Below are 20,211 nucleotides of genomic sequence, written 5' to 3' on the forward strand. Positions count from 1 at the left end.
GTTGTGTCAAGTGCTGTGTATATGTGTCCGCTAACTGAGCCATCCCCGGAGGCTTTGCTCCAAGTCCCACCAGTCACGGCCGCTGCAGTGCTGTCTGAGTAATGTGCTGTTGCAGTGATGCCCGAAAGCTCATAAGTTCCACCGGTAGTTAAATTGATCGTGTTTGGACTTAAAGTGATACTGGAAAGAGTTGGAATCACTAAACTGGGATTTGTAGTCACGATCAAAGCCAAGGATTTTGCACTTTCTCCTGATGAGTTGACCGCTGACACCTCCATGGTATAAACAGTTTCTGCACTCAAACCTGTGATATTTTTCGAATTTGTGGTGGCTGTGTCATATAAGGTACCGTCTTTATAGACATTGTAACTCGTCGCTTCGCTAACAGAACTCCAGGAAAGCGTAAAACTCGTATCTGATCTATTGCTTGCAGAAAGACCAGTTGGAGGTATGGGAGCAGCTAAGGTGAAAGTAACGCTCAAATCAGCAGTCTTAGTTATCCCGTTCCTGGTCAGGCTGGCGGTCAGTATTGCTGAACCTGATGTACTAAGAGCTGTGTAAGTACTTCCGCTCACTGTTCCATCGCCGCTCTTCTTCGACCAGGTTGGTTTGTACGATGTATTCGAAGTCCCATCAGTGTAAGCAGCTGTAACCGTGATATTCGAAAGGTTGTAAGTAGCGCCTGTATTCATAGTTAATGAAGAGGGCAAGATGGACAGGCTATTCAATACTCTGCTGTCAACGCTATATTCCAAGATGCCCTGATTTTGCATATAGATCCAATACCCATGAAATGGGTCAAGATTACTCAGCGTGGAAAAGTCGATCGCAGAATTGAACATAAAGGTCCGGAAGCCTTCATTTCCTTCGTCAGCCGGGCTGCGGTAAAAACCTATGATATATTTTGCTGTTCCCCCGGATTCAGGATGCAGGAGAAAATCTACGACTGTGCCGGTCTGATCCAGGGCGGTGGGCAGCTGATTGTTGTCAACCAGCCAGTACCCAATCAGATTCCAGCCGTAAGCCATGGTCCAGGTTTGGGTGGTAGAAACTGCTGTGCCTTGTACTTCCAGATTAGCATCTGCAGTCATATATACCCAGTAGCCGTGATACCCATCCATTGTTTTAAGAGTAGAGAAGTCGCGCATGTTTTCGATGTTTACATAAGTGCGGAATCCCTCAGTGCCTTCATCAGCAGGCAGGCGGAAGAATCCCATCACATATTTCATGTCCGGTACGCTTGAGAAAATCACCTCGATTGATTCGCTGGGTGGCTTAACTCCCAATGAAATCAAGTTCCAGCCCTGTTTAAGTGGAATAATACCGGAATGACTTGTGGATACGGAAAGCACCATGATCAAGAATGCCAGTGCCAGCCTAAAATATTTACTCATTCTCCCCTCCCACAGGTTTATCGAAGACATTAAATAAAAATGCCAAGCCAAACATTTGTGATTGCTTATGGACGGAGATAATAAACTGATGAATTCTAGCTGTCCGCCGGCAACAGATTAGCTGAAACAGAAACAAATATCAAATTGTTCATAAAACTCGTCTCTACCCTTTTTTTCCATAGATTCAGTCTGCCGCTGCTGATCAATGAAATTCAATATGCCCCGGAGATTCTTCCCCATATCAAGATGATGGTCGATCAGGACCATCGATCAGGAGCGTTCTGGCTAACAGGCTTACAGCAGTTTCATCTGATGAAAGGTGTTTCGGAATCATTGGCTGGACGGGTCGGTGTAGTCCAGCTTCTAAGAAGGACATCTTTTCACATCAGCTGGAAATAAGTTTATAATGTGTGCATGCAATCGAGAATCCTGAGCATCCTTTTTCTGACCCTGGCCTCAGCAAACCTTTATGCATACCTGCCTGTCAATCATTCAGGAGACAAAAGCGATCCTGAGGCAGTACTGATTCTGATTGCAGCAGTGCTCTCTGCACTTTCGATTTTCCTGATCAGGGAAGGATTCAAATCTTTCAAACTGAAAAGGACGATCGAAAACATCCCTACCTCCAGGATCAGGTCCATTGCGATGGGAGGCCTGGTGGAAATCAAGGGGAAAATCTGCGGAGGACAGCCGATGCTGTCTCCCCTGTGCAGGGAGCAATGCGTATATTACAGCTTTGATGTTGTGAGCGGCAGCGGCAAGCACAAAGAAACAGTAGCCACAGGCAACTCGACTGAACCGTTCTACCTGACTGACGGCACAGGGGTGCTGCTGATAGAACCGACTTTCGATACAAGTTCTTTCCACAAGGATTTCAAATACAGCGGTACATTCGGGAAACCCGAACTTCTGAAGGCCTTTCTTAAAAAACAAGGTTTCGATACTGCGCTGACTCAAATTAACACTTGTGAAATCAGACTGATAATTGGAAATCCTTTATACCTGCTGGGGGCAGTAGAACCATATCAGCCCGCGCCTGTCAAACCGCTGCTTGATTTCATCGGAAGCCGGACAGAGGAAGAATCCGTCCATCTGATCGAAGATTTTTTGTTGAATGATTTCCTCGACCTGCTAGGCATCGAAAGCAGCGGGATCGCTGAATTATCCAAAATGCTGCGCAGAATCACCTGCCTTGATTCCATCAGAGGACCTGACGGTGTGAGTGACCTGAAAAAAAATCTGGAACTGGAAGCTGAAACAAAAACACGGCTTTGCAGAGATCAGGCCAATGACTTGTTTGTAGTGGATGAATCAGGAGAAGACAGCCTGAAAAAAAGGCTTTTTCTGAGCGAAGCAGGGTACCTTTCCAGCGGTGGAGCAGCAACATTTATCTGCCTGTTCCTGGTCTGGTCAAGTCCACTGGTTTTTATAGGCTTTCTGATCCTTCAGCTAACTGCCATCCTGTTCTTCGGCCTGCATAAAATCGACGAAAAAAGGCAGCTGGAAAGCCTGAAGAGAAAATACGGACAATTCAAATCTTAAAATGCGCTTTGGCGATTTTGCGGAAGAACTCTGCACCGCGTTCGGCTTTGATTTTCCTTGCGAACGCCTGGGTTTCATTGGAACATCCCAGCGGCAGCTTCAGGCCTTCCCTGTTCCCCAGGACATACACCCTGCGTACGAATTCATCTCTGGCCAGAATTGAGGCGGCAGCAACTGCCATGTCCTCTTCCCCCTTGGTGCGCTGAATGATTCTGAGATCACCCTTTTTGTTTTTGAGGGCATTTTCCAGGACGTGTTCTCCAGCGAACTGGTCAAAGATCGCCGCAGTAGCTTCTGATTTAGAGAGCAGATTCTCGCAGACCTTGGAATGTCCCCAGGCCAGCAGACGGTTGAGGTTCTGGAATTTCTCGTAAAGTTCATTATATTTTTCCGGACCGATCGCCACCACATCATGCGGAGCGTTTTTGCGCACGAATATGGCCAGTTCACGGATCACTGGAGGCGACAGTTCCTTGCTGTCCCTGACTCCTTCGGCGAAAAACCTGGACAGGTTCTTTTTATCAAGCGTTACCCCTGCTATCACCAGGGGTCCGAACAGATCGCCCTTGCCAGCTTCGTCAATGCCCATCCAGCAGTCAGCAGGAGCTTCAGGCGGCATAAGGATTTCCTGTTCAAACAGCATTTTCAGGATCAGTTCATGTTCCTTACCCTGAATCAGGAATTTGCCGGATTCATAAAGCGTGGCAGTGATTTTTTCGTACTTGGCCTGGAAAACAGTGTACTGGGGTTTGGTAAAGTTGAATTCACAGCGCTCCAGCAGGTCACGAACTGACTTGAATTTGACGGTAGGTAGATTGAAAGCCGGCATGGGTCCATTTTATCACGAAATCCTCCCATTGCACAGGAAATCAGCCGATTTATTCAAACCGGGCCTGAAGCTATAGCTTCTCCAGAATTTGCATTTTACAGCCACTTTGGATAAAATAAGGCGAAATTTGGGATAAATTCGGGAGCCCGGGGATGTCTAAGCTTTTCCTTGATCTGCAAAAAGTCAACGAATGCCGCGAACTGGCCCGCAGCGTCACCGGGCAGGTACAGCAGTTCATCGATAAACACACCACTGTTACAGTGGAACGGGCTACACTCCGCCTTCTGGGACTGGATGGAGTTGATCAGGAAGGTGTGCCTTTTCCCAATCTGATTGTGAAACATCTGTCAAAAAAAATTCCCGAAGGGGTCAGCACCTTCTTTGTGAACGGCCTCCTGCGTTACAACGTGCCTCCAGAGGAGCTGGCCAGACAGGTCGCGCTCGGCAAAATCGATCTGAACATTGAACCGATGCTGCCATTAGACGAAATCCTCGCAGAGGCCCGGAAGATCGCAAACACCACTCGTCATACCATCCTGGAGAACAGGAGTTTCAGGGAAAAACGTCTCAAGTCACTGCCTGAACTCAAGAAACCCTGGCTCTATGTGATCGTGGCAACCGGAAATATTTACGAAGACGTGGTTCAGGCTACTGCAGCCGCTCAGCAGGGAGCCGATATCATTGCAGTGATCCGTACCACAGGCCAGAGCCTGCTCGATTACGTGCCTTATGGCGCTACCACTATGGGATTCGGCGGGACATACGCCACCCAGGAAAATTTCCGCATCATGCGCAAAGCGCTTGACGAAACCGGTAAAAAGATCAAAAAATATATCAGGCAGGTCAATTACTGCTCCGGGCTCTGCATGCCGGAGATCGCCGCCATGGGAGCGCTGGAACGGCTGGACATGATGCTCAATGATTCCATGTATGGCATCCTGTTCCGCGATATCAACCCGCGCCGTACCTTTGTGGACCAGCATTTTTCCAGGATGATCAATGCCTTGTCAGGCATTATCATCAATACAGGGGAAGATAATTATCTGACGACCTCAGATGCGATCGAAAAAGCATTTACAGTACTCGCCTCAGATTTCATCAATGAACAGTTTGCTTTCAGATCCGGCATGAAAGAGGAACTGCTCGGCCTCGGCCACGCTTTTGAGATGAATCCGGATGTGGAGGACGGCTTCCTGCTGGAACTTTCCCAGGCTCTCCTGATCCGGGAAATTTTTCCGAATCATCCTCTCAAATACATGCCACCCACGAAGTTCATGAGCGGAGACATCTTCAAAGGTTATCTGATGAATGCCATGTTCAATCTGGCAGCCATCATGACCAACCAGGGAATCCAGCTTCTCGGGATGTTGACTGAGGCCATGCATACTCCTTTCATGCAGGACCGCTTCCTGGCAATTAAAAACGCCAAATACATCATGGAAAACTGCCGCCATCTCGGAGAAGAAGTGAGCTACAGACCTGACGGACGGATCGTGGGCAGGGCCAGGCAGGTTCTGGATGAAACACATGACTTTCTGAAACTGATCAATGAGATCGGACTGTTCACAGCCATTGAACGAGGCCTGTTCGCTGATATCAAGCGAAGCCCGGCAGGCGGTAAAGGCAGCGACGGGGTCTTTGAAAAAAGCGGAACCTATTTCAACCCCTTTTACAAGGTGTTTGAAGAAGAGCTGAAGGTGAGGTTCTAATTGTGATATTAGTGCAAACTGGCTTTTCAAAAATGCCAGAATGCTAGGCCTCACGAGTCTGCGCAAAGCGAGCCGTACTTAATCGTACGGTGAGCTGCGCAAGGCGAGTGAAACGACGCAGGCTGGTATTTTTCAAAAGCCATTGGGAGGCTTAATGCGAATTCCGGTAGATCTGAAAAGCGTCAGACCTTACGGCGACACCCTGAACGACGGCGCCATGCAGCTTTCCTTCACACTGCCTGTACCTGAAGGAGCCAAAGCCAAGGAAGCAGCTCTGACTCTTTTGAAAAAAATGGGATTTTCTGAAGCCAGCATTGTCTGCCAGTCGGATCTGGGAAATAATTTCACTTACTTTGTGGCATACGGCAAGACTACGATTGACGTCGACTACCAGAACATCAAAGTAGTGGAGATCGAAACCAGGAAGATGGGGATGTATGAAATCAATGATTTCATCAAGAGCCATTTCAATCGGAAGCTCGTGGTAGTCGGTGCCTGCACTGGAGACGACGCGCACACTGTCGGTATCGACGCCATCATGAACATGAAGGGTTACGCAGGTCACTATGGCCTTGAGCGATATTCTGAGATCGACGCCTACAATTTCGGTTCTCAGGTTCCCAACGAGGAACTGATCAGCAGAGCCAGAGAGAAAAACGCAGATGCGATTCTGGTTTCCCAGGTCGTCACTCAGAAAGATGCCCACATTAAAAATCTCACCCAGTTCATAGAAATCGCCGAAGCTGAAGACATCAGGGAACAAATGCTCCTGATCATCGGCGGGCCGAGAATCGATCACAAACTGGCGCTGGAACTGGGATTCGACGCAGGATTCGGACCAGGGTCATTTGCGGACGATGTAGCTTCGTTTATCGTGGAAAAGCTGCTGGAAAGAAAGTCTGCGGTAAAGTCATAAAGACTTGAACAGGTACGAGGTTCAGGGTTCGGGATTCGAGGCTCGGAGAGAAGTCAGAAATCCGACCCGTACCCCGCACCTCGGACCCCGAACCATTTTTATTATTGTTCCTTCAGCTCTCGAAAAATCCTTTTTATTAGATTTTCATTCTGAATCGCCCTTTTTCTGAATCGTTCAAGAGCTGAATCTATCTTTTTTGAGTATTCCTCTGGAGTCTCAAGCATTTTTTCCAGGGCAGGAATCAGTTCCGGATTTGAGAGCGTGTACACAGGAAAATCAGCCTCAGCTGCAAATGCTCTGATCTTCGGGTCCAGGCTGATCCCGATGAAAGGGATCCTATACAGTGTTGCAACAATCAGGCTGTGAAGCCTCATTCCAAGCACGATCCCTCCCTGTCTGCAATGCGGGTGAAATTCATAGGGACTTTTATTCAAAACCACAAAATCAGTGACAATGTTGTGATGCCGGAATTTTTTTTTCAGGGTTACTGTATCTTCAGGAGCAAGGGACAGTGCTGTAACTGCGACATTTTTCCCGGAAAGATATCTGACGACAGCGGAAAATCCCAAGTCATCTGCATCTGAACTGAAGGATCTGACATTCAGAAAAACCTTTGCCGCACTTGTGCCGGCAAGTTCCAGTCCGGTTGCAGAAGAATTGAACAGAAGATCGGACGAGAGTGTGGCTTGAATCCTGAAGGAATTAAGAAAGTTTTTACTTTCTCTGTCTCTCACTGTAATCGGGAGCCCGTAAAGAGTAATCAAGGCAGCAATCTTCTGGAAAAAACCTGTGATCGGTACCAATCCGACTCCCAGCAGTATTACTCTTTTCCTCAGCAGTCTGGCCAGCCAGACCAGAGCGAGATAGTAAAAAAGGGAGCGATTGCTGGTCTGATTCTGAAAAATACCGCCTCCCCCAAAAACAATCAGCCGTGATTTTCGAATCGCCTTCAGAACTTTGAAAAAATTGAATCTGGGCACGCTTTGCAACCCTTCGCGGGATTGATTGTCCAGTACGGAAATGTCCGGTTCCAGGCCATACTCCAGACCGGATTTTTCAAGCAGGACTCTGGTTGTTTCCAGCAGAGCCTCGTCCCCGAAGTTGTCGAATCCATAATATCCGGCCAGTAAGACACGCAGCTTCTTTTTAGAGCCCATTAAAAAACTCCCTGACAGTGGCCAGCGAATCCGTGATTCTCATCTTGGGCAGCGAATCACGGATGATCCTGCCGTAGGATTTTTTCTGGAATCTGTTGTCCATGATCGCCAGCACTCCCCGGTCGGTCGCAGTACGGATCAGTCTGCCGAATCCCTGCCTCAGCTTGAGGATGGCTTCAGGCAGGGATAACACCTTGAACGGGTTTTCTCCGGCAGCAGACACGATCTCATTTCTCCGCTTCTGGAGCGGATCATCAGGAACCGCAAAAGGTAATCTCATCACTACCACCAGTGAAAGATCATCGCCTGGAACGTCCACACCTTCCCAGAAACTGTCGGTGGCGAAAAGCACCGGTTTTTCGAGCCGCTTGAATTCATCCAGCACCAGCGACCGGGAAAGTTCACCCTGACGCATTGGTGAAAATCCTTTGATCTTCAGTGAATCCGCAAGATGTTCCCAGAATCTATCCAGCATGGAGTATGATGTAAAGAGAAGAAATGCCCGTCCCTGGCTGGATTCCAGCAGTTCTTCGAGTGCCAGGCCCGCTTCAGGCAGAAAATCTGCGCTTTCCACATCAGGTAACGATTTTGAGGCATAAAGGAGCGCCTGGGACTCAAAATCAAACGGCGAATCAAGGCCAAGTCCGGTAGCGTCCGGAATACCCAGGTTTTTCTTCAGATAGCTGAAATCACCCTCCACTCCAAGAGTGGCACTTGTCAAAACGCAAGCACGCTCACCTGAAAACAACTCGCTGAAAAGAAGCTCGGCCACTGAACTTCTTGTAGCATTGAGCTGCAGTGAGTTCTCATTCTTCTCCAGATAAAAAACATGCTCTTCAGCATCAAAATTGAGAAAAATCCCTACAGAGTCGATAAAGTTGCCAAAAAAATCCATGAATTCAGGATTTTCCAGTCTCAATGCTCCATCGCGGATTAGATTGAGAGCCTTTTCCCTGATGATCACAAGAGAGTTGAAAAGATCGTCCAGCCTGTCAGGCCTGAGCGAATCAAGAGTAACTTCAGTCCTCCTGTCGCGGTTTATCTGCAGCAGCGAGAAATACTCCTGTGCTTTCTTTTCTGTCTCCCTGATCATGGTACTGAGGCTGAAATGTTTAGGAGTCGTAGGAGCGGACTTTCCCAGGGTCACCTGTTTATGGAGATGCCCGAGGATTTTCTGGAATCTCTTCTGATTCAACCTGACTGTGTAATAGTCAGTAGCCACTCTGATCAGATGGTGCGCTTCATCAAAGATCAGCAAAGGATAGCATTCTTCTACGCCGGAAATCCGATTCAGTAATTCGTTGAAAAAAAGGGCATGATTGGTAACAATCAGCTCAGATTCAGAAATTTTTTTCCTGACATTATGAAAGTGGCAGCTTTTAATGAAAGGGCACTTACCCCTCAGGCAGGTTTCAGTGTCTGAAGACAATTCCTGCCAGAGAACCGCAGGTACAGGGAAAGGGATTTCTTCCTTGTCTCCCGCACCCAGTGCGACGATCCGTTCATAAAGTGCCAGGCTTTTCTTCACTTCTTTCTGATTAAAAAGAGTGACTTCCAGCCCATTCTTCCCGATCTCTTCGACTTTCTTCCTGCAGACATAGTTGTTCCTGCCTTTAAGGAGCAAAGCCTTGATCCTGCGCTGAAGTATGGCTTCGATCTGCGGAATGTCTTTTTTAAGCAGCTGATTCTGAAGATTGATGGTATGGGTGGAGACTATCACCGGTAACCTGCCAGAGCAGAGGGCGGGGAACAGATAGGCAAGGCTTTTACCTGTGCCGGGACCGGCTTCGACAAGCAGCAGTTTCTGATTGCAGATGGCTTCTTCAACTGCTGCCGCCATTGTCTGCTGCTGTTCACGATATTCAAATCCGGGTAATTTCTGCGAAAGAAGGCCGTCCAGTGAAAAGATCTCTCCGGAAAGCATCAGGCTGTGGGTTCACTGTCCAGCACGAACTCGAGCATGATCCTGATCTCAATGCTGTCCAGGTTGAGTACATGAGAAATCTCTGAAACAACTAAATTCAATGCCTTGTCATACAAATCATCATCAGTCTTGGAAAGGTGACGTTTTTTGCGTCGTTCGGCCAGATACTTAAGAATTCTGCAGACTGAAATGATATCGCCGCTCTGCACCATCTTTAGGTTTTTCTGATACTGGGCACCCCAGTTGGTCATCACAGTGCCGAAATCCTGAGGAGATTCCTGGATTGTCTGGAAAATTTTGATGATCTCTTCAGAATTGATGGCTTTTCTCACTCCCAGAATCTGAATCCTGTCGACCGGGATCATCACTTCAGACAGGCGTTCGAAAAGAGGCTTCAGCACATAGTATTTTTTCCGCTCACCGAGTATTTCCTGTTCCTTGATTTCCTTGACAAGCACAATCCCGTGGACGGGATGCACTATCACTTCATTGACCTTGAAAGGCAGTTTAACCGTCATTCCTTGTCACCACTGATAATCCTGATGATCTCTTCCTTAGTCTTAGCGTCCAGGATCTTCTTTCTGAAGTTTGCTTCTTTCAGCAATTTTGACAGCTTGGCCATGGTTTCGAGATATTCTTCATCGTGTTCGAGCGGAGCGCCGAGTATGAAGAAGAGATGGACAGGTCTGTCGTCAAGAGACTTGAAATCCAGGCCTTTTCTGGAGCGGGCGAAAGCCATCACAAATTCATCCACAGCATTGGATCTGGCATGCGGAATGGCAATGCCGGAGCCGATCCCTGTGGTAATCTTGGCTTCCCTGTCGAAAATCGCCCTGGTGAATTCTTCCTGATTGGTGATCTCACCGGATTTAACTGTTAATGCGATCAATTCCTTCAGAATCTCGTCTTTCTTGGTAGACGACAGTTCCAGCTTAACGGTATCATCATTCAGCCAATTGCAGCTCATTATCCCTCCAAAGAGAAGTGCTTGACCATGCGGATGCGCTTCAAGGGCCAGTAAATCAGCAATGCCTTTCCCTTAACATTACCTATCGGCAGAAATCCCCAGAAGCGGCTGTCATCGCTGTTGTTGCGGTTGTCTCCCATCATGAAGAGCTTGCCTTCAGGTACCTGCAGCAACTCAGGAAAATCCCTGTCCATTTCTTCACGCAGATAGGGTTCTTCCATCGGCTTACCATTGAGGTACAAGCGATGGTTCAAGATTTGTATCTTGTCTCCTGGCAGGCCGATGCAGCGCTTGATGAAATCACGGTTGTCCAGGGGATACTTGAAAATGAGAATGTCCCCTCTTTTGATGGGATGAAACCAGAAAGCGGCCTTGTTAGCCAGCAGTTTGTCGGATTCCATAAAGGTGTTTCTCATTGAAGCCGAGGGGATGTAATAGGCCTGAACCACAGTAGCTCTGATGGCGAAGGCTACAATAAGTGCTGAAAAGATCACATCGAATCCGGAGCTGATACGATCTGCAACGCTTTCCCGTCTGTCCCTGACATCCTGGTGCTGACTTGGATCAAGCAGCAGCCAGAGAAGAAAATTTCTACTTAAAATCCTGGGCAAAGAAACAAACCACAGAACTTTTTCTTTTAGTATCATAGTTTAAAAATGATACTCCCTACAGGTCGCTTTTGCAAATGCACCAGGTTTCCCGGGATTATCGCATTTCTCTGAGTTCAAGTTTTTCCCCTCTGGAAATGCCGTTCCTGGAAATAGTTCCCACAGGGCATTCCAGGACCTGGCAGGATTTTTTCACTAACCGGGATAATCGCCAGGGTTTCAGGGATTCCACGGTCTCCAGAATCTCCATGTCTTGATTTAAAAAAATAAGATCAAGTGGAAACTGCATGAAGAACATGTGTACCATATTGCACGGTGACAATAAGAGCCCTTCGCCCTGATCAAGTCCGGATCTTCCCATCAAACCTTTGAATCTGAGCCAGAATCCGTCCGCCACAGTCACCTGCGGCAGCACCAGCCGGTTTTGGCAGAAAACGGATACGATTTTTATTTTTTAATCCCTGCGTCTTCTCTGAGAACATCCACCATATCCGTATGCTCCCAGGTCAGGTCCAGTTCCTTCCTGCCGAAATGTCCGTATGCAGCGATCTGCTTGTAGATCGGCCTGCGCAGATTGAGGTAATTGATAATCGCCGCCGGTCTGAGGTCGAAATGCTTGCGAATCAGTTCTACAATTTTATCATCTGCGATTTTACCAGTGCCAAAGGTTTCGACATGGATCGAGAGCGGATGTGCCACGCCGATCACATAAGCCAGCTCAATCTCGCATTTTTCTGCAATGCCGGATGCCACAATGTTCTTGGCCACATAACGGGCTGCATAAGCCGCTGAGCGGTCGACTTTGGTCGGATCCTTGCCTGAAAAAGCTCCGCCGCCATGCCTGGCCCAGCCGCCGTATGTGTCTACAATGATCTTCCTGCCTGTAAGACCGGAATCGCCGTGCGGTCCGCCGATCACGAACCTGCCGGTTCGGTTCACATGATAAACCGTATCTTTCTTAAGAAACTCATGAGGAATCACCTTCTTGATGACTTCTTCGATGATCGCTTCACGCAGGTCAGAGTCTTCCACATCGGGATGATGCTGGGCGGCGATTACCACATTGGTAGCTTTGTAAGGCTTGTCGTCTTTATATTCAAGAGTGATCTGGGCTTTGCCGTCTGGTCTTAGAAACTGCAGGATTCCCTTTTTCCTGACTTCAGCCAGCCTCTTGGTAAGCTTATGTGCATAATATATCGGGGCAGGCATGAAATCCGGAGTATCCTTGCAGGCGTATCCGAACATCATCCCCTGGTCGCCGGCTCCGATGGCTTCAAAGTTGTCTTTTTTCTGGCCTTCGCGGGCTTCCAGCGAGGCATTCACTCCCTGCGCAATATCCGGAGACTGTTCTCCAAGGCAGACGATCACAGCACAGGTCTTATGGTCAAATCCGTAATCTGCGTTTGTGTAACCGATTTCCTCCACAACGCCCCTTACAAGTTTGGGAATTTCCACATAGCAGCTGGTCGTGATTTCCCCGGCGATTACAGCCATACCTGTTGTCACCAGAGTTTCACACGCCACGCGTCCCATCGGATCTTTTTCCATGATGGAGTCCAGAATGGCGTCTGAAATCTGATCCGCCATCTTGTCCGGATGTCCTTCTGTCACAGACTCTGAAGTGAAGACAAAGTTTTTGGGCATTATTACCTCCGGGAAAATAGTCTTTTAGCTGGGCGCTGGCAGAATTTATCAGCACCCTGAGCCTTAAATCTTAAGATAAGAGGCTCAACGTAGAAAAGTATAGCGAATCTGAAATGATTGTCAAAATATTTTTTCGGGAATTACTCGTCAGAAAGAGCGTCCGCTTCCTCTGTGTCTAGAATCACTGAAACAGTATCCAGAGCCTCGATCGTTGAGATTGCCAAAGTCTGGGACAGCGGTAAAAGCACACCTTCGGCTAAAGGATTCAGGTCAGGGATCACCGATTTCAGGTTCGTGTTCAGCTCAATCAGCTTCATGCCGGCTTCCGGTACATCGATCTTCTCGGTTATGTCCATAGCCCGGGTATTGTTTCTAACTTCAAGCGTCTCATAGTCAGCGGTTTTTCCAAGTTTTTCCATCCACTCGCTCAGTCCATAATACGGTTCACCGTGGATGACGACCAGTAAAACATCAGTGATTTCTGCAGACAAAAGGTTCTGGTAAGGGTCTTTCTGGATTGATCTGATGATTGCCAGGTCCGCTTCTTTTCCCGCTTCCAGACTGCCGAGGTATTCCCCGAAACCGAACATCCTGGCCGGATTGATCGTGATCATGCGGAACAGGTCTCTGGGCTTGAAATAGTTCTGGAACAGCTCGGTATTGACCTTGGCAGCGCAATGCAGTTCTTCGAGGATATTGTCACTGCCTGTCACGCTCCAGTCCGGCGCAAGGGCCAGGGTAATACCTGCCTTGTCTGCCTGGTCCGCACGAGTGGCAGTGTTGTATAGTTCAAGATTACTTCTGGGTGACCAGACCAGATTCACCCCGGCATCTGCCATTAACTTGAATTCAGCGGGGCCAAAGGCTGTGCCGTGGATAATCACAAGTTCCTTTCGCAGAAGACCAGCGTCACGCAGGTCATACAATTCCTGGCGCGATGAATCGTCCACCCCTTCACCGGCATGCACCAGATGGCAGGTTTCCCTGCCGCTTTCAAGATTGGCAATAATCTTCGGCAGGCGTTTTTTTTCGCGCGGTTCGAGGGGAAAAATGGAAGTCCCTATGGAATCCTGCTTGCAGAGATTATATGACTCCAGATTCCGGACCAGGGTCTGCACGCCCTTCTGCATGATCGTGCCCTGGACCATGGTGGCTCCTGAAATCATTTCCTTGATTTCACCATATTTCGAGATCATCAGATCGAATTTATGGCCCTTGATGATTGCAGCCCGTTTTTTCGAGGAATTTCTGTAGTCCTTCTCATCCTGCCAATCATAACGATTCTTGAAGATCTTTCCCGGTTTCCAGCGGGGGAGGAAGTTGTACATCAGGTGGTTATGGCTGTCAATGAAACCAGGGTAGATGCAGGCACCGGTATCCAGAACCTGCCGGCCGCCCGGATTCAGGTTTTCCATCCGCCCTGCCCAGGCTATTTTTCTGCCATTGACTACAACGGCTCCGTTTTCAATTACCTGATCCGGGTTGACAATCTCTCCCCTGAAAATAACTACTTCACCAGCCAGGGTTCCGGCATCGAACTTTTCAACTTTTTTCTTTCCTGAAAAAATGTAAAACAGCAGTACTAAAAAAAAGATCAGAATTGTCAGTAATCGGAATTTCCGTGACATTCATCCATATTACTCGCGAATCAGGCCAAATACAATCAAGATAGAGATTTGCCGGTTTCTAGTTTTTTTTATATCATGTGAAAAAACAATTCAACAGATCAACATGTGATCGGAGATGAGATGGCAGACAAGAAATCCAATGTCCCGGTTTCCAGAAAAATCAATGTCAGAGATTTGCTGCACGGAAAAGCACTGATCGACCCGTACCGCTGGCTGGAAGACCAGCAGAGCCCTGATACCAGGGAATGGCTCGATCGGCAGACTGAATACGCTAGAAAACTGCTGGACTCACACCCGGATCACAAGGCAATGAAGCGGAAATTCCTGTCGCTGAGGAACTTCGAATCCACTGATATTCCGCACTATAAAAACGGCTATTATTATTATATGAAGCGCCAGAAGGGCAAGAATCTCTCCATGATTTTCAGACGCCTTGGGTTGCAGGGAACGGAAGAACTGCTGATCGATCCCAACGGCATGAGCAGGGACGGATCTGTCTCGGTTGGTTTTTTCAGGCTGAGCCCTGATGGAAAGATACTGATCCATGACAAAAGAACCGGCGGGGCCGATGAATCAGCCCTGCACTTTTACGACCTGAAAGCAGGGAGGGAAATCCTCAAGCCCATGCCGGTAGACAACTACCACGGTTTCGCATTATCCCGGGGCAATAAAGGGATTTATTATTCCTCAAAAAATAAGAAAGGCATTTTTTTTCATGTTTTCGGCCAGGACCACTCCAGGGACGTGAAAATCTTTGGCCAAGGCTATAACAGCCAGTGGATAATCGGCTGCTGGAATCCCGAAAAAAGCGATTATCTGCTGATCGCCGCATTTCATGGATCTTCAGGCACGAAAAGCGAAGTCTTCCTGAAAAAGATGGACCTTGAAAGCCCTGTTGTTCCTATAATCAAAGGGATTGAAGCCGGTTTTCAGCCTGATCTGCAGAATGGGCTCCTTTATGTTCTGACGAACTGGAAAGCCCCCAGAAACAGGCTGCTGGTGATTGATCCGGCAAAGCCCGGCCGCAAACACTGGAAAGAGCTGATCCCTGAATCGGAAAATACCCTGAATGGAGTCGAGATCGCGGGAAATCTGATGATTGCCGGTTACCAGCAGAATGTTTCATCCAGGCTCTGCGTTTTCGATCTCAATGGCAGCTACAGGAAAGACCTGGAACTGCCGGGGATCGGAACAGTTTTCAATTTCAGGGCTGTCAAAGAGAAAAAAGAGCTGTTTTTCGGTTTTTCCTCTTTCACTTCGCCTTATACGATCTACCGCTGTGACTTCAAGTTCAGTGCTCCGGAAATCTGGGCCAGCCCCAGTCTGAAAATCGACCGCAAGAACATTGAAGTCAGGCAGGTTTTCTATCCTTCACAGGATGGAACTGAAATCCCGATGTATCTGGTTCATAAAAAAGGCCTCAAACTCAACGGGAAAAATCCTGTGCTCCTTTATGGATACGGAGGATTCAACCATAGCCTCAGCCCGTTTTTCAGCCCACACGCGGTTTTCTGGACAGAACTTGGGGGGATCTACGCCGTAGCTAACCTGCGTGGAGGAGGCGAATTCGGCGAGGACTGGCATCGGGCAGGCATGCTGGAGAAAAAACAGAACGTGTTCGACGACTTCCACAGTGCTGCCGAATGGCTGATCAACAATAAATACACTAATCCGGGGAAACTAGCCATTTATGGGGGCAGTAATGGAGGACTGCTGGTAGGGGCAGCGCTCACCCAGAGGCCGGAACTGTTCGGCGCAGTGGTCTGCACTTATCCCCTGCTGGACATGATCCGCTATCACAAATTTCTAAGCGGAAGTTACTGGATCACTGAATACGGCTCTTCCGACAACCTGGCGCAGTTCAAGTATATTCTGAAATATTCCCCATACCATAATCTCAAAAAAGGCCGCAGGTACCCGCCTGTAATGTTCATCACAGGCGACATGGATACCAGGGTTGATCCCTGCCATGCCCGGAAAATGACTGCTCTGCTCCAGGAATGCACAGGTTCCGGGAAACCGGTGATTCTGCGCTACGACACCAAGGCGGGCCATGTAAGAGGCCAGTCTGTTAAAAATGAAGCTGCAGTGGATGCCGATACATTCAGCTTCCTCTTACAGATGCTTGGAAGTTCTATTCGATGATCAGATAGAGTTTCCGTGCCGGGATAGGCATGGCTGCTTCAAAGTGCCACCATTCTTCAGTGATTTCCTGGAAGCCTGAAGCCCGCATTATCCTTCTTAAAAGCTTCCTGTTCTCCACCTGCTTGGAAGTGAGTTTTCCTTCAGTGAGTAATTTCTCTTCCAGGACCGGCTGAGCCAGGTCGCCGAAATAATCAAAGGGGGTTCCCATGTCGATCGGACGCCCCAGTTTATCAGCAATAGTCAGGTCAACTGCTGCACCGAAGTTATGGATCGAACCTGATTCCGGATTCGCCACATAGACTTCCAGGCTGGTGCCCACCACCAGAGCCCACATTTTTCTCTGTACCGCACGGGGCCTGGCAGCATCGTAAACAAGCAGCGAATACCCGGGCAGGGTTTTGCTGAGATATCCCTGCGCAAGCGCGAGTCTCATCGCAGGGATCTGCTGGAGATATGCGGTTTTCAATTCTCCGTATACATCCTCATGCAGAAAATTGTCGGTTGTGGAATACTTCAGGTCCACCCTGATTTCAGGTGCTAATTCCTGCACATTGACCAGATTTTGAGCAATCAATTTTTCCTCCAGGGCATTGGAATTACCGTCTGCCCATGCCAGCCTGGCTGCATAAAAAAACATCAAGGCCCAGAAAAATGATCTGAGTAATTTCATTTAAATTTCCTCCAGAATTAATTGGTGACGTCAACTGAAAGAGTGAATCAAATCAACTACAGTTGAGAATACAGGGTCTTTTTTTCGATCCTGACAGCCCCTTGTTCCGTAACGACCAGGATGCTGTCTCTGGTTGACTTGATCCTGCTGATCCGGTTGCAGGGAAGTCCGTTCCTCATGCCAAATGACCACCATTTATTCTTGACCTTATTGAAAATTGAAAGCCCGCTTGGCGTACCGAACCAGATGTAATCCCCGTCCGGGCAGATAGCGGTGACCAGGTATTCCGGAAGCTGTTCCCAGTAGTTAACCCAGTTGTTCCCGTTCATCAGGCTGGCTCCACCTCTGGTGCCGATCCAGAGATCGTTTCCAGCTGCTGACATACAGGTTGTCTGATTGCTCTGGATTTTACTGGAATGTTCATCCAGAGTTTGGACCAGTAATGATTTATCGATTTTATCCGGACCTGCTTCGGTGGAAAAGATCTTAGTCAGATCATCCCCTGTGATTTCGTACAGGCCATCATACCTGCTTGCCAGAAAAAATTTGCTCTGCATCATGAGAATATCCACAAGCATTTTCCCGGAGAATTTTTCCTTGAGAACCGGAGTAGTCTTGTTTTTTAACAGATCGAAGAGAAACAGGCCGTCCTGGAATGTTGCGCAGAGCAGCAGATCAGAGGACAAAGGCAATGCCCGCATCACATTGCGTGGTGCACCATCCTTTTCCAGCCAGGTTTTCAATTCTCCGCTACTGTTTATGCGGAACAGGCAGCTCCTGCCTGCCAGGGAAAAAGTCCCGCCAAAAATATTGTCTCCCGACTCTTCCACAAAAGTCACAGCTTCACTGGAAAGACCGTCAGAAGAGGAATAGACACGGCTCATTTTTTCTCCATGCAGCACCTGGACTCCCTGGTTGGATGCGAGATAAATCATTTCCCCGTCAGCTTTCAGGGCCAGGTCTGAAAACGAATCATCCTTGAGCAGTGATTTGGCTGCAAGCTTGATATCGCAAGTTGTGACGATCTTGGCTGGTTTTACGGGAATTTCCTTCAGGTCCACCTTGAGGACCATCACTCCGACAAGTTGATAAAGCTTATTCCTGATCTGGGTTCCAATGTATACGTGAGGATCGTCCTGACTGCCCCTTTCTTCAGAAATATAGTAGTCTGTTTCCGCATATTTCATGACATTGAGATAAACCGAATTTGCTTCATTCAGTCTCCCAATATCCTCATTTACCAGAATCGTATTTTCACTTGTCATGTAGCTGAGAGCGATTCCCTTGAATTCGTTGTTCACCAGATAAATTTCCCTGATCTGCTCAAACCAGCTCATCGTTCTCGTCAGCATTGGTTTCACGGCCTGCATATCCATCTGCTGAAAGGCAGGATTGCAGAGTGCTGTGGTCAGGATCATTTTCGTTTCAGAGATAATCTGCTGATGCTTAATCTGCTGGGGCGAATTCCCAGCTGGATTGTTATCCGCAGCAAAAACAGTCGTGCAGGCAAGTATAAACAGGAAATAAGCTTGCAAATAAAATTTACCTGGACTATGTTTCATAGTGCCGCCTCCACCGTTAAATTGATGACTGTATTCTACACTATAGCCGGCCCTTTTCAAAGCAGCTCCTTTCTAATGATTTTTCACATCAGACAAGCGCATATCATGCGTCATGTTTTTGCTTACTTTCCTGGATGCTTCTCTTTCCACTCAACCGCCATTTTTCGTGCTTCCGTAATTTGAGCTGGAGTCATCATTCTGGCAACATCATAAAGATTCCATGTTACTCCTGTATCTCCTGAAGCATTTGCCAAACTAATCCAGAAGTAAGCTTTCACATAGTCTCGAGGAATGCCCGGGCGGCCATCGGCATAAACGCTACTCAGACAACATTGAGCAGAGGCATACCCCTGATTTGCTGATTTTAACAACCAGTCTATCGCCTGCTTATAGTGAAATCGCCCATCTTCTACACAACCTTCAAGGTACAACCAGCCAATGTGGAATTGAGAATCTGCTTGATCACGTCGAAAATGGCCTTGAACTGCTGATCATACTTCGCTTCCAGCTCCTCGATCTTCTGCCGTAATTCCCTGTTCGAGTTCAGGATTTCCCGCAGCCTTACAAACGTACGCATTATCTGGATATTCACGGCAATAGCGCGTTCGCTGTTCAGAATCGAGGATAACATTGCCACCCCAATTCCGTGAACACATAAGGCTTTGACCTTGTTCGCCCCAACTTGAGGTCACAAATTGTGACCTCAAGTGTCCGATCTCGTTGTCTTTCAATCGAAACATACAATTTCCGGTAATCATTTTTAAGGTGCCAAAATGGCACCTCAAGATTTCCATGAATCACTTTCTCAATTCCCTGTCCAGGGCTTTCTGGATCAGCTGATTGAGAGAAATTCCGAGGATTGCCGCTTTTTCAGCCGCCTTGCGGTGGGTTTCGGGTTTGATGCGGATGTTCAGGCTGCCCTTGCAGGGTTTCTGCGGATCTTTTCCGGTCTGCTTGCAGAGAACGAGATAATCGTCAACAGCATCCTGGAATGCCCTCACCAATTGTTCCACGGTTTCACCTTCAAATGTGATCAGGTCTTCGATGCCCTCGAGTTTTCCGTAAAAAATTCTGTCGTCTGTGGAAAAATGCACGGAACCGATATAGCCGTCATAAGTGAGAACGTCTTTCATCATTTGATCACCTCCATCTGCTTGAGCGCATCTATAATAAAATCAAGCTGATATTGCTTAAGTTCCTTATGAGGGTGCGGCTTGTGAATCCTGATGATGTGCCCGGTCCTGCTGTTGACAAACGCCACCCTTGATCCGGCTGTCTTTCCTGTCGCAACCTCCGTATACCCGAATGCTTTAAGAAGTCTGGACAATTCCTGAAAAGTGAAATCTTTCGGCATCGATAAAAACCGTTTCAAAAGTTTCTCCGTTTTACTCATTGGTAGAACGCTGGTGCGGTGACGGATTATTCCGCTCCGTTCCCAGCCCCCCCTTTCAAACCGTGCGTGCGGATTTCCCGCACACGGCTTACCGATGGTCTTCCTTGTGTCGCATGCGTTGGG

Annotated in this window: 20 protein-coding genes and 1 pseudogene; 5 read left to right on the plus strand and 16 right to left on the minus strand. The window is 48.0% G+C overall.

Annotation, left to right across the window (positions count from 1 at the left end):
* A partial coding sequence (locus PHW04_10265; GenBank protein MDD2716261.1) for a fibronectin type III domain-containing protein occupies positions 1 to 1,394 on the minus strand: 1,394 nt, incomplete at its 3' end.
* Between the two features lie 168 nt (positions 1,395 to 1,562).
* On the opposite strand from PHW04_10265, the pseudogene PHW04_10270 reads away from it, so the two are divergent.
* Together PHW04_10270 and PHW04_10275 are read left to right on the plus strand one after the other, a co-directional pair.
* Positions 1,563 to 1,760, plus strand: a pseudogene (locus PHW04_10270) (AAA family ATPase).
* A 48-nt stretch (positions 1,761 to 1,808) separates the two neighbouring features.
* On the plus strand, positions 1,809 to 2,936 hold the full coding sequence (locus tag PHW04_10275) for a hypothetical protein (protein ID MDD2716262.1): 1,128 nt from the start codon (positions 1,809 to 1,811) through the stop codon (positions 2,934 to 2,936).
* Here PHW04_10275 and rnhC read toward each other — a convergent pair.
* The gene (rnhC, locus tag PHW04_10280; protein MDD2716263.1) at positions 2,926 to 3,765 is read right to left on the minus strand and encodes a ribonuclease HIII; all 840 of its coding nucleotides are present in this window, start codon (positions 3,763 to 3,765) and stop codon (positions 2,926 to 2,928) included. The two genes, PHW04_10275 and rnhC, sit on opposite strands and share 11 nt — an antisense overlap.
* 152 nt (positions 3,766 to 3,917) lie before the next feature.
* Between rnhC and PHW04_10285 the strand changes: the two genes are divergently transcribed.
* Complete coding sequence (locus tag PHW04_10285) at positions 3,918 to 5,474, plus strand: lysine 5,6-aminomutase subunit alpha (GenBank protein MDD2716264.1); 1,557 nt, start codon at positions 3,918 to 3,920, stop codon at positions 5,472 to 5,474.
* 154 nt (positions 5,475 to 5,628) lie between these two features.
* Positions 5,629 to 6,390, plus strand: a complete 762-nt coding sequence (locus PHW04_10290) for an OAM dimerization domain-containing protein (GenBank protein ID MDD2716265.1) — start codon at positions 5,629 to 5,631, stop codon at positions 6,388 to 6,390.
* A 101-nt stretch (positions 6,391 to 6,491) separates the two neighbouring features.
* On the opposite strand, the gene PHW04_10295 is transcribed toward PHW04_10290, so the two are convergent.
* The 8 genes from PHW04_10295 to PHW04_10330 form a co-directional block, all read right to left on the minus strand.
* Entirely contained in the window at positions 6,492 to 7,547 is a 1,056-nt protein-coding gene (locus PHW04_10295) for a polysaccharide pyruvyl transferase family protein (GenBank protein MDD2716266.1), read from the minus strand.
* Positions 7,537 to 9,471 carry an ATP-dependent DNA helicase gene (locus PHW04_10300; GenBank protein MDD2716267.1) on the minus strand — a complete coding sequence of 645 codons (1,935 nt, stop codon included), beginning with the start codon at positions 9,469 to 9,471 and terminating at the stop codon, positions 7,537 to 7,539. Before PHW04_10300 ends, PHW04_10295 begins: the two co-directional genes overlap by 11 nt.
* On the minus strand, positions 9,471 to 9,989 hold the full coding sequence (locus PHW04_10305; protein ID MDD2716268.1) for a CarD family transcriptional regulator: 519 nt from the start codon (positions 9,987 to 9,989) through the stop codon (positions 9,471 to 9,473). The genes PHW04_10300 and PHW04_10305 overlap by 1 nt, the downstream gene beginning before the upstream one ends.
* Entirely contained in the window at positions 9,986 to 10,438 is a 453-nt protein-coding gene (locus PHW04_10310; protein ID MDD2716269.1) for a PTS sugar transporter subunit IIA, read from the minus strand. The genes PHW04_10305 and PHW04_10310 overlap by 4 nt, the downstream gene beginning before the upstream one ends.
* Positions 10,438 to 11,085 carry a signal peptidase I gene (lepB, locus tag PHW04_10315; protein MDD2716270.1) on the minus strand — a complete coding sequence of 216 codons (648 nt, stop codon included), beginning with the start codon at positions 11,083 to 11,085 and terminating at the stop codon, positions 10,438 to 10,440. Before lepB ends, PHW04_10310 begins: the two co-directional genes overlap by 1 nt.
* A 58-nt stretch (positions 11,086 to 11,143) precedes the next feature.
* The gene (locus PHW04_10320; GenBank protein ID MDD2716271.1) at positions 11,144 to 11,443 is read right to left on the minus strand and encodes a DUF192 domain-containing protein; all 300 of its coding nucleotides are present in this window, start codon (positions 11,441 to 11,443) and stop codon (positions 11,144 to 11,146) included.
* A 50-nt stretch (positions 11,444 to 11,493) separates the two neighbouring features.
* On the minus strand, positions 11,494 to 12,690 hold the full coding sequence (gene metK / locus PHW04_10325; protein ID MDD2716272.1) for a methionine adenosyltransferase: 1,197 nt from the start codon (positions 12,688 to 12,690) through the stop codon (positions 11,494 to 11,496).
* A 140-nt stretch (positions 12,691 to 12,830) separates the two neighbouring features.
* On the minus strand, positions 12,831 to 14,318 hold the full coding sequence (locus PHW04_10330; GenBank protein MDD2716273.1) for an amidohydrolase family protein: 1,488 nt from the start codon (positions 14,316 to 14,318) through the stop codon (positions 12,831 to 12,833).
* 120 nt (positions 14,319 to 14,438) lie between these two features.
* Between PHW04_10330 and PHW04_10335 the strand changes: the two genes are divergently transcribed.
* Positions 14,439 to 16,463 carry a prolyl oligopeptidase family serine peptidase gene (locus PHW04_10335; protein MDD2716274.1) on the plus strand — a complete coding sequence of 675 codons (2,025 nt, stop codon included), beginning with the start codon at positions 14,439 to 14,441 and terminating at the stop codon, positions 16,461 to 16,463.
* On the opposite strand, the gene PHW04_10340 is transcribed toward PHW04_10335, so the two are convergent.
* The 6 genes from PHW04_10340 to PHW04_10365 all read right to left on the minus strand — a co-directional run bounded on the left by PHW04_10340 (position 16,453) and on the right by PHW04_10365 (position 20,088).
* Positions 16,453 to 17,133 (minus strand): M15 family metallopeptidase, encoded by a 681-nt coding sequence (locus tag PHW04_10340; protein ID MDD2716275.1) that lies wholly within the window; start codon positions 17,131 to 17,133, stop codon positions 16,453 to 16,455. The two genes, PHW04_10335 and PHW04_10340, sit on opposite strands and share 11 nt — an antisense overlap.
* Before the next feature lie 56 nt (positions 17,134 to 17,189).
* Entirely contained in the window at positions 17,190 to 18,695 is a 1,506-nt protein-coding gene (locus PHW04_10345) for a hypothetical protein (GenBank protein ID MDD2716276.1), read from the minus strand.
* Positions 18,696 to 18,817: 122 nt separating this feature from the next.
* On the minus strand, positions 18,818 to 19,126 hold the full coding sequence (locus PHW04_10350; protein ID MDD2716277.1) for a hypothetical protein: 309 nt from the start codon (positions 19,124 to 19,126) through the stop codon (positions 18,818 to 18,820).
* The gene (locus tag PHW04_10355; protein MDD2716278.1) at positions 19,105 to 19,326 is read right to left on the minus strand and encodes a hypothetical protein; all 222 of its coding nucleotides are present in this window, start codon (positions 19,324 to 19,326) and stop codon (positions 19,105 to 19,107) included. Before PHW04_10355 ends, PHW04_10350 begins: the two co-directional genes overlap by 22 nt.
* 166 nt (positions 19,327 to 19,492) lie before the next feature.
* Complete coding sequence (locus PHW04_10360; protein MDD2716279.1) at positions 19,493 to 19,828, minus strand: type II toxin-antitoxin system HicB family antitoxin; 336 nt, start codon at positions 19,826 to 19,828, stop codon at positions 19,493 to 19,495.
* Positions 19,828 to 20,088: a type II toxin-antitoxin system HicA family toxin gene (locus PHW04_10365; protein MDD2716280.1), complete on the minus strand. Its 261-nt coding sequence runs from the start codon at positions 20,086 to 20,088 to the stop codon at positions 19,828 to 19,830. Before PHW04_10365 ends, PHW04_10360 begins: the two co-directional genes overlap by 1 nt.
* Between the last annotated feature and the right edge of the window lie 123 nt (positions 20,089 to 20,211).

It is taken from the genome of Candidatus Wallbacteria bacterium (assembly GCA_028687545.1).
Taxonomy (GTDB): domain Bacteria; phylum Muiribacteriota; class JAQTZZ01; order JAQTZZ01; family JAQTZZ01; genus JAQTZZ01.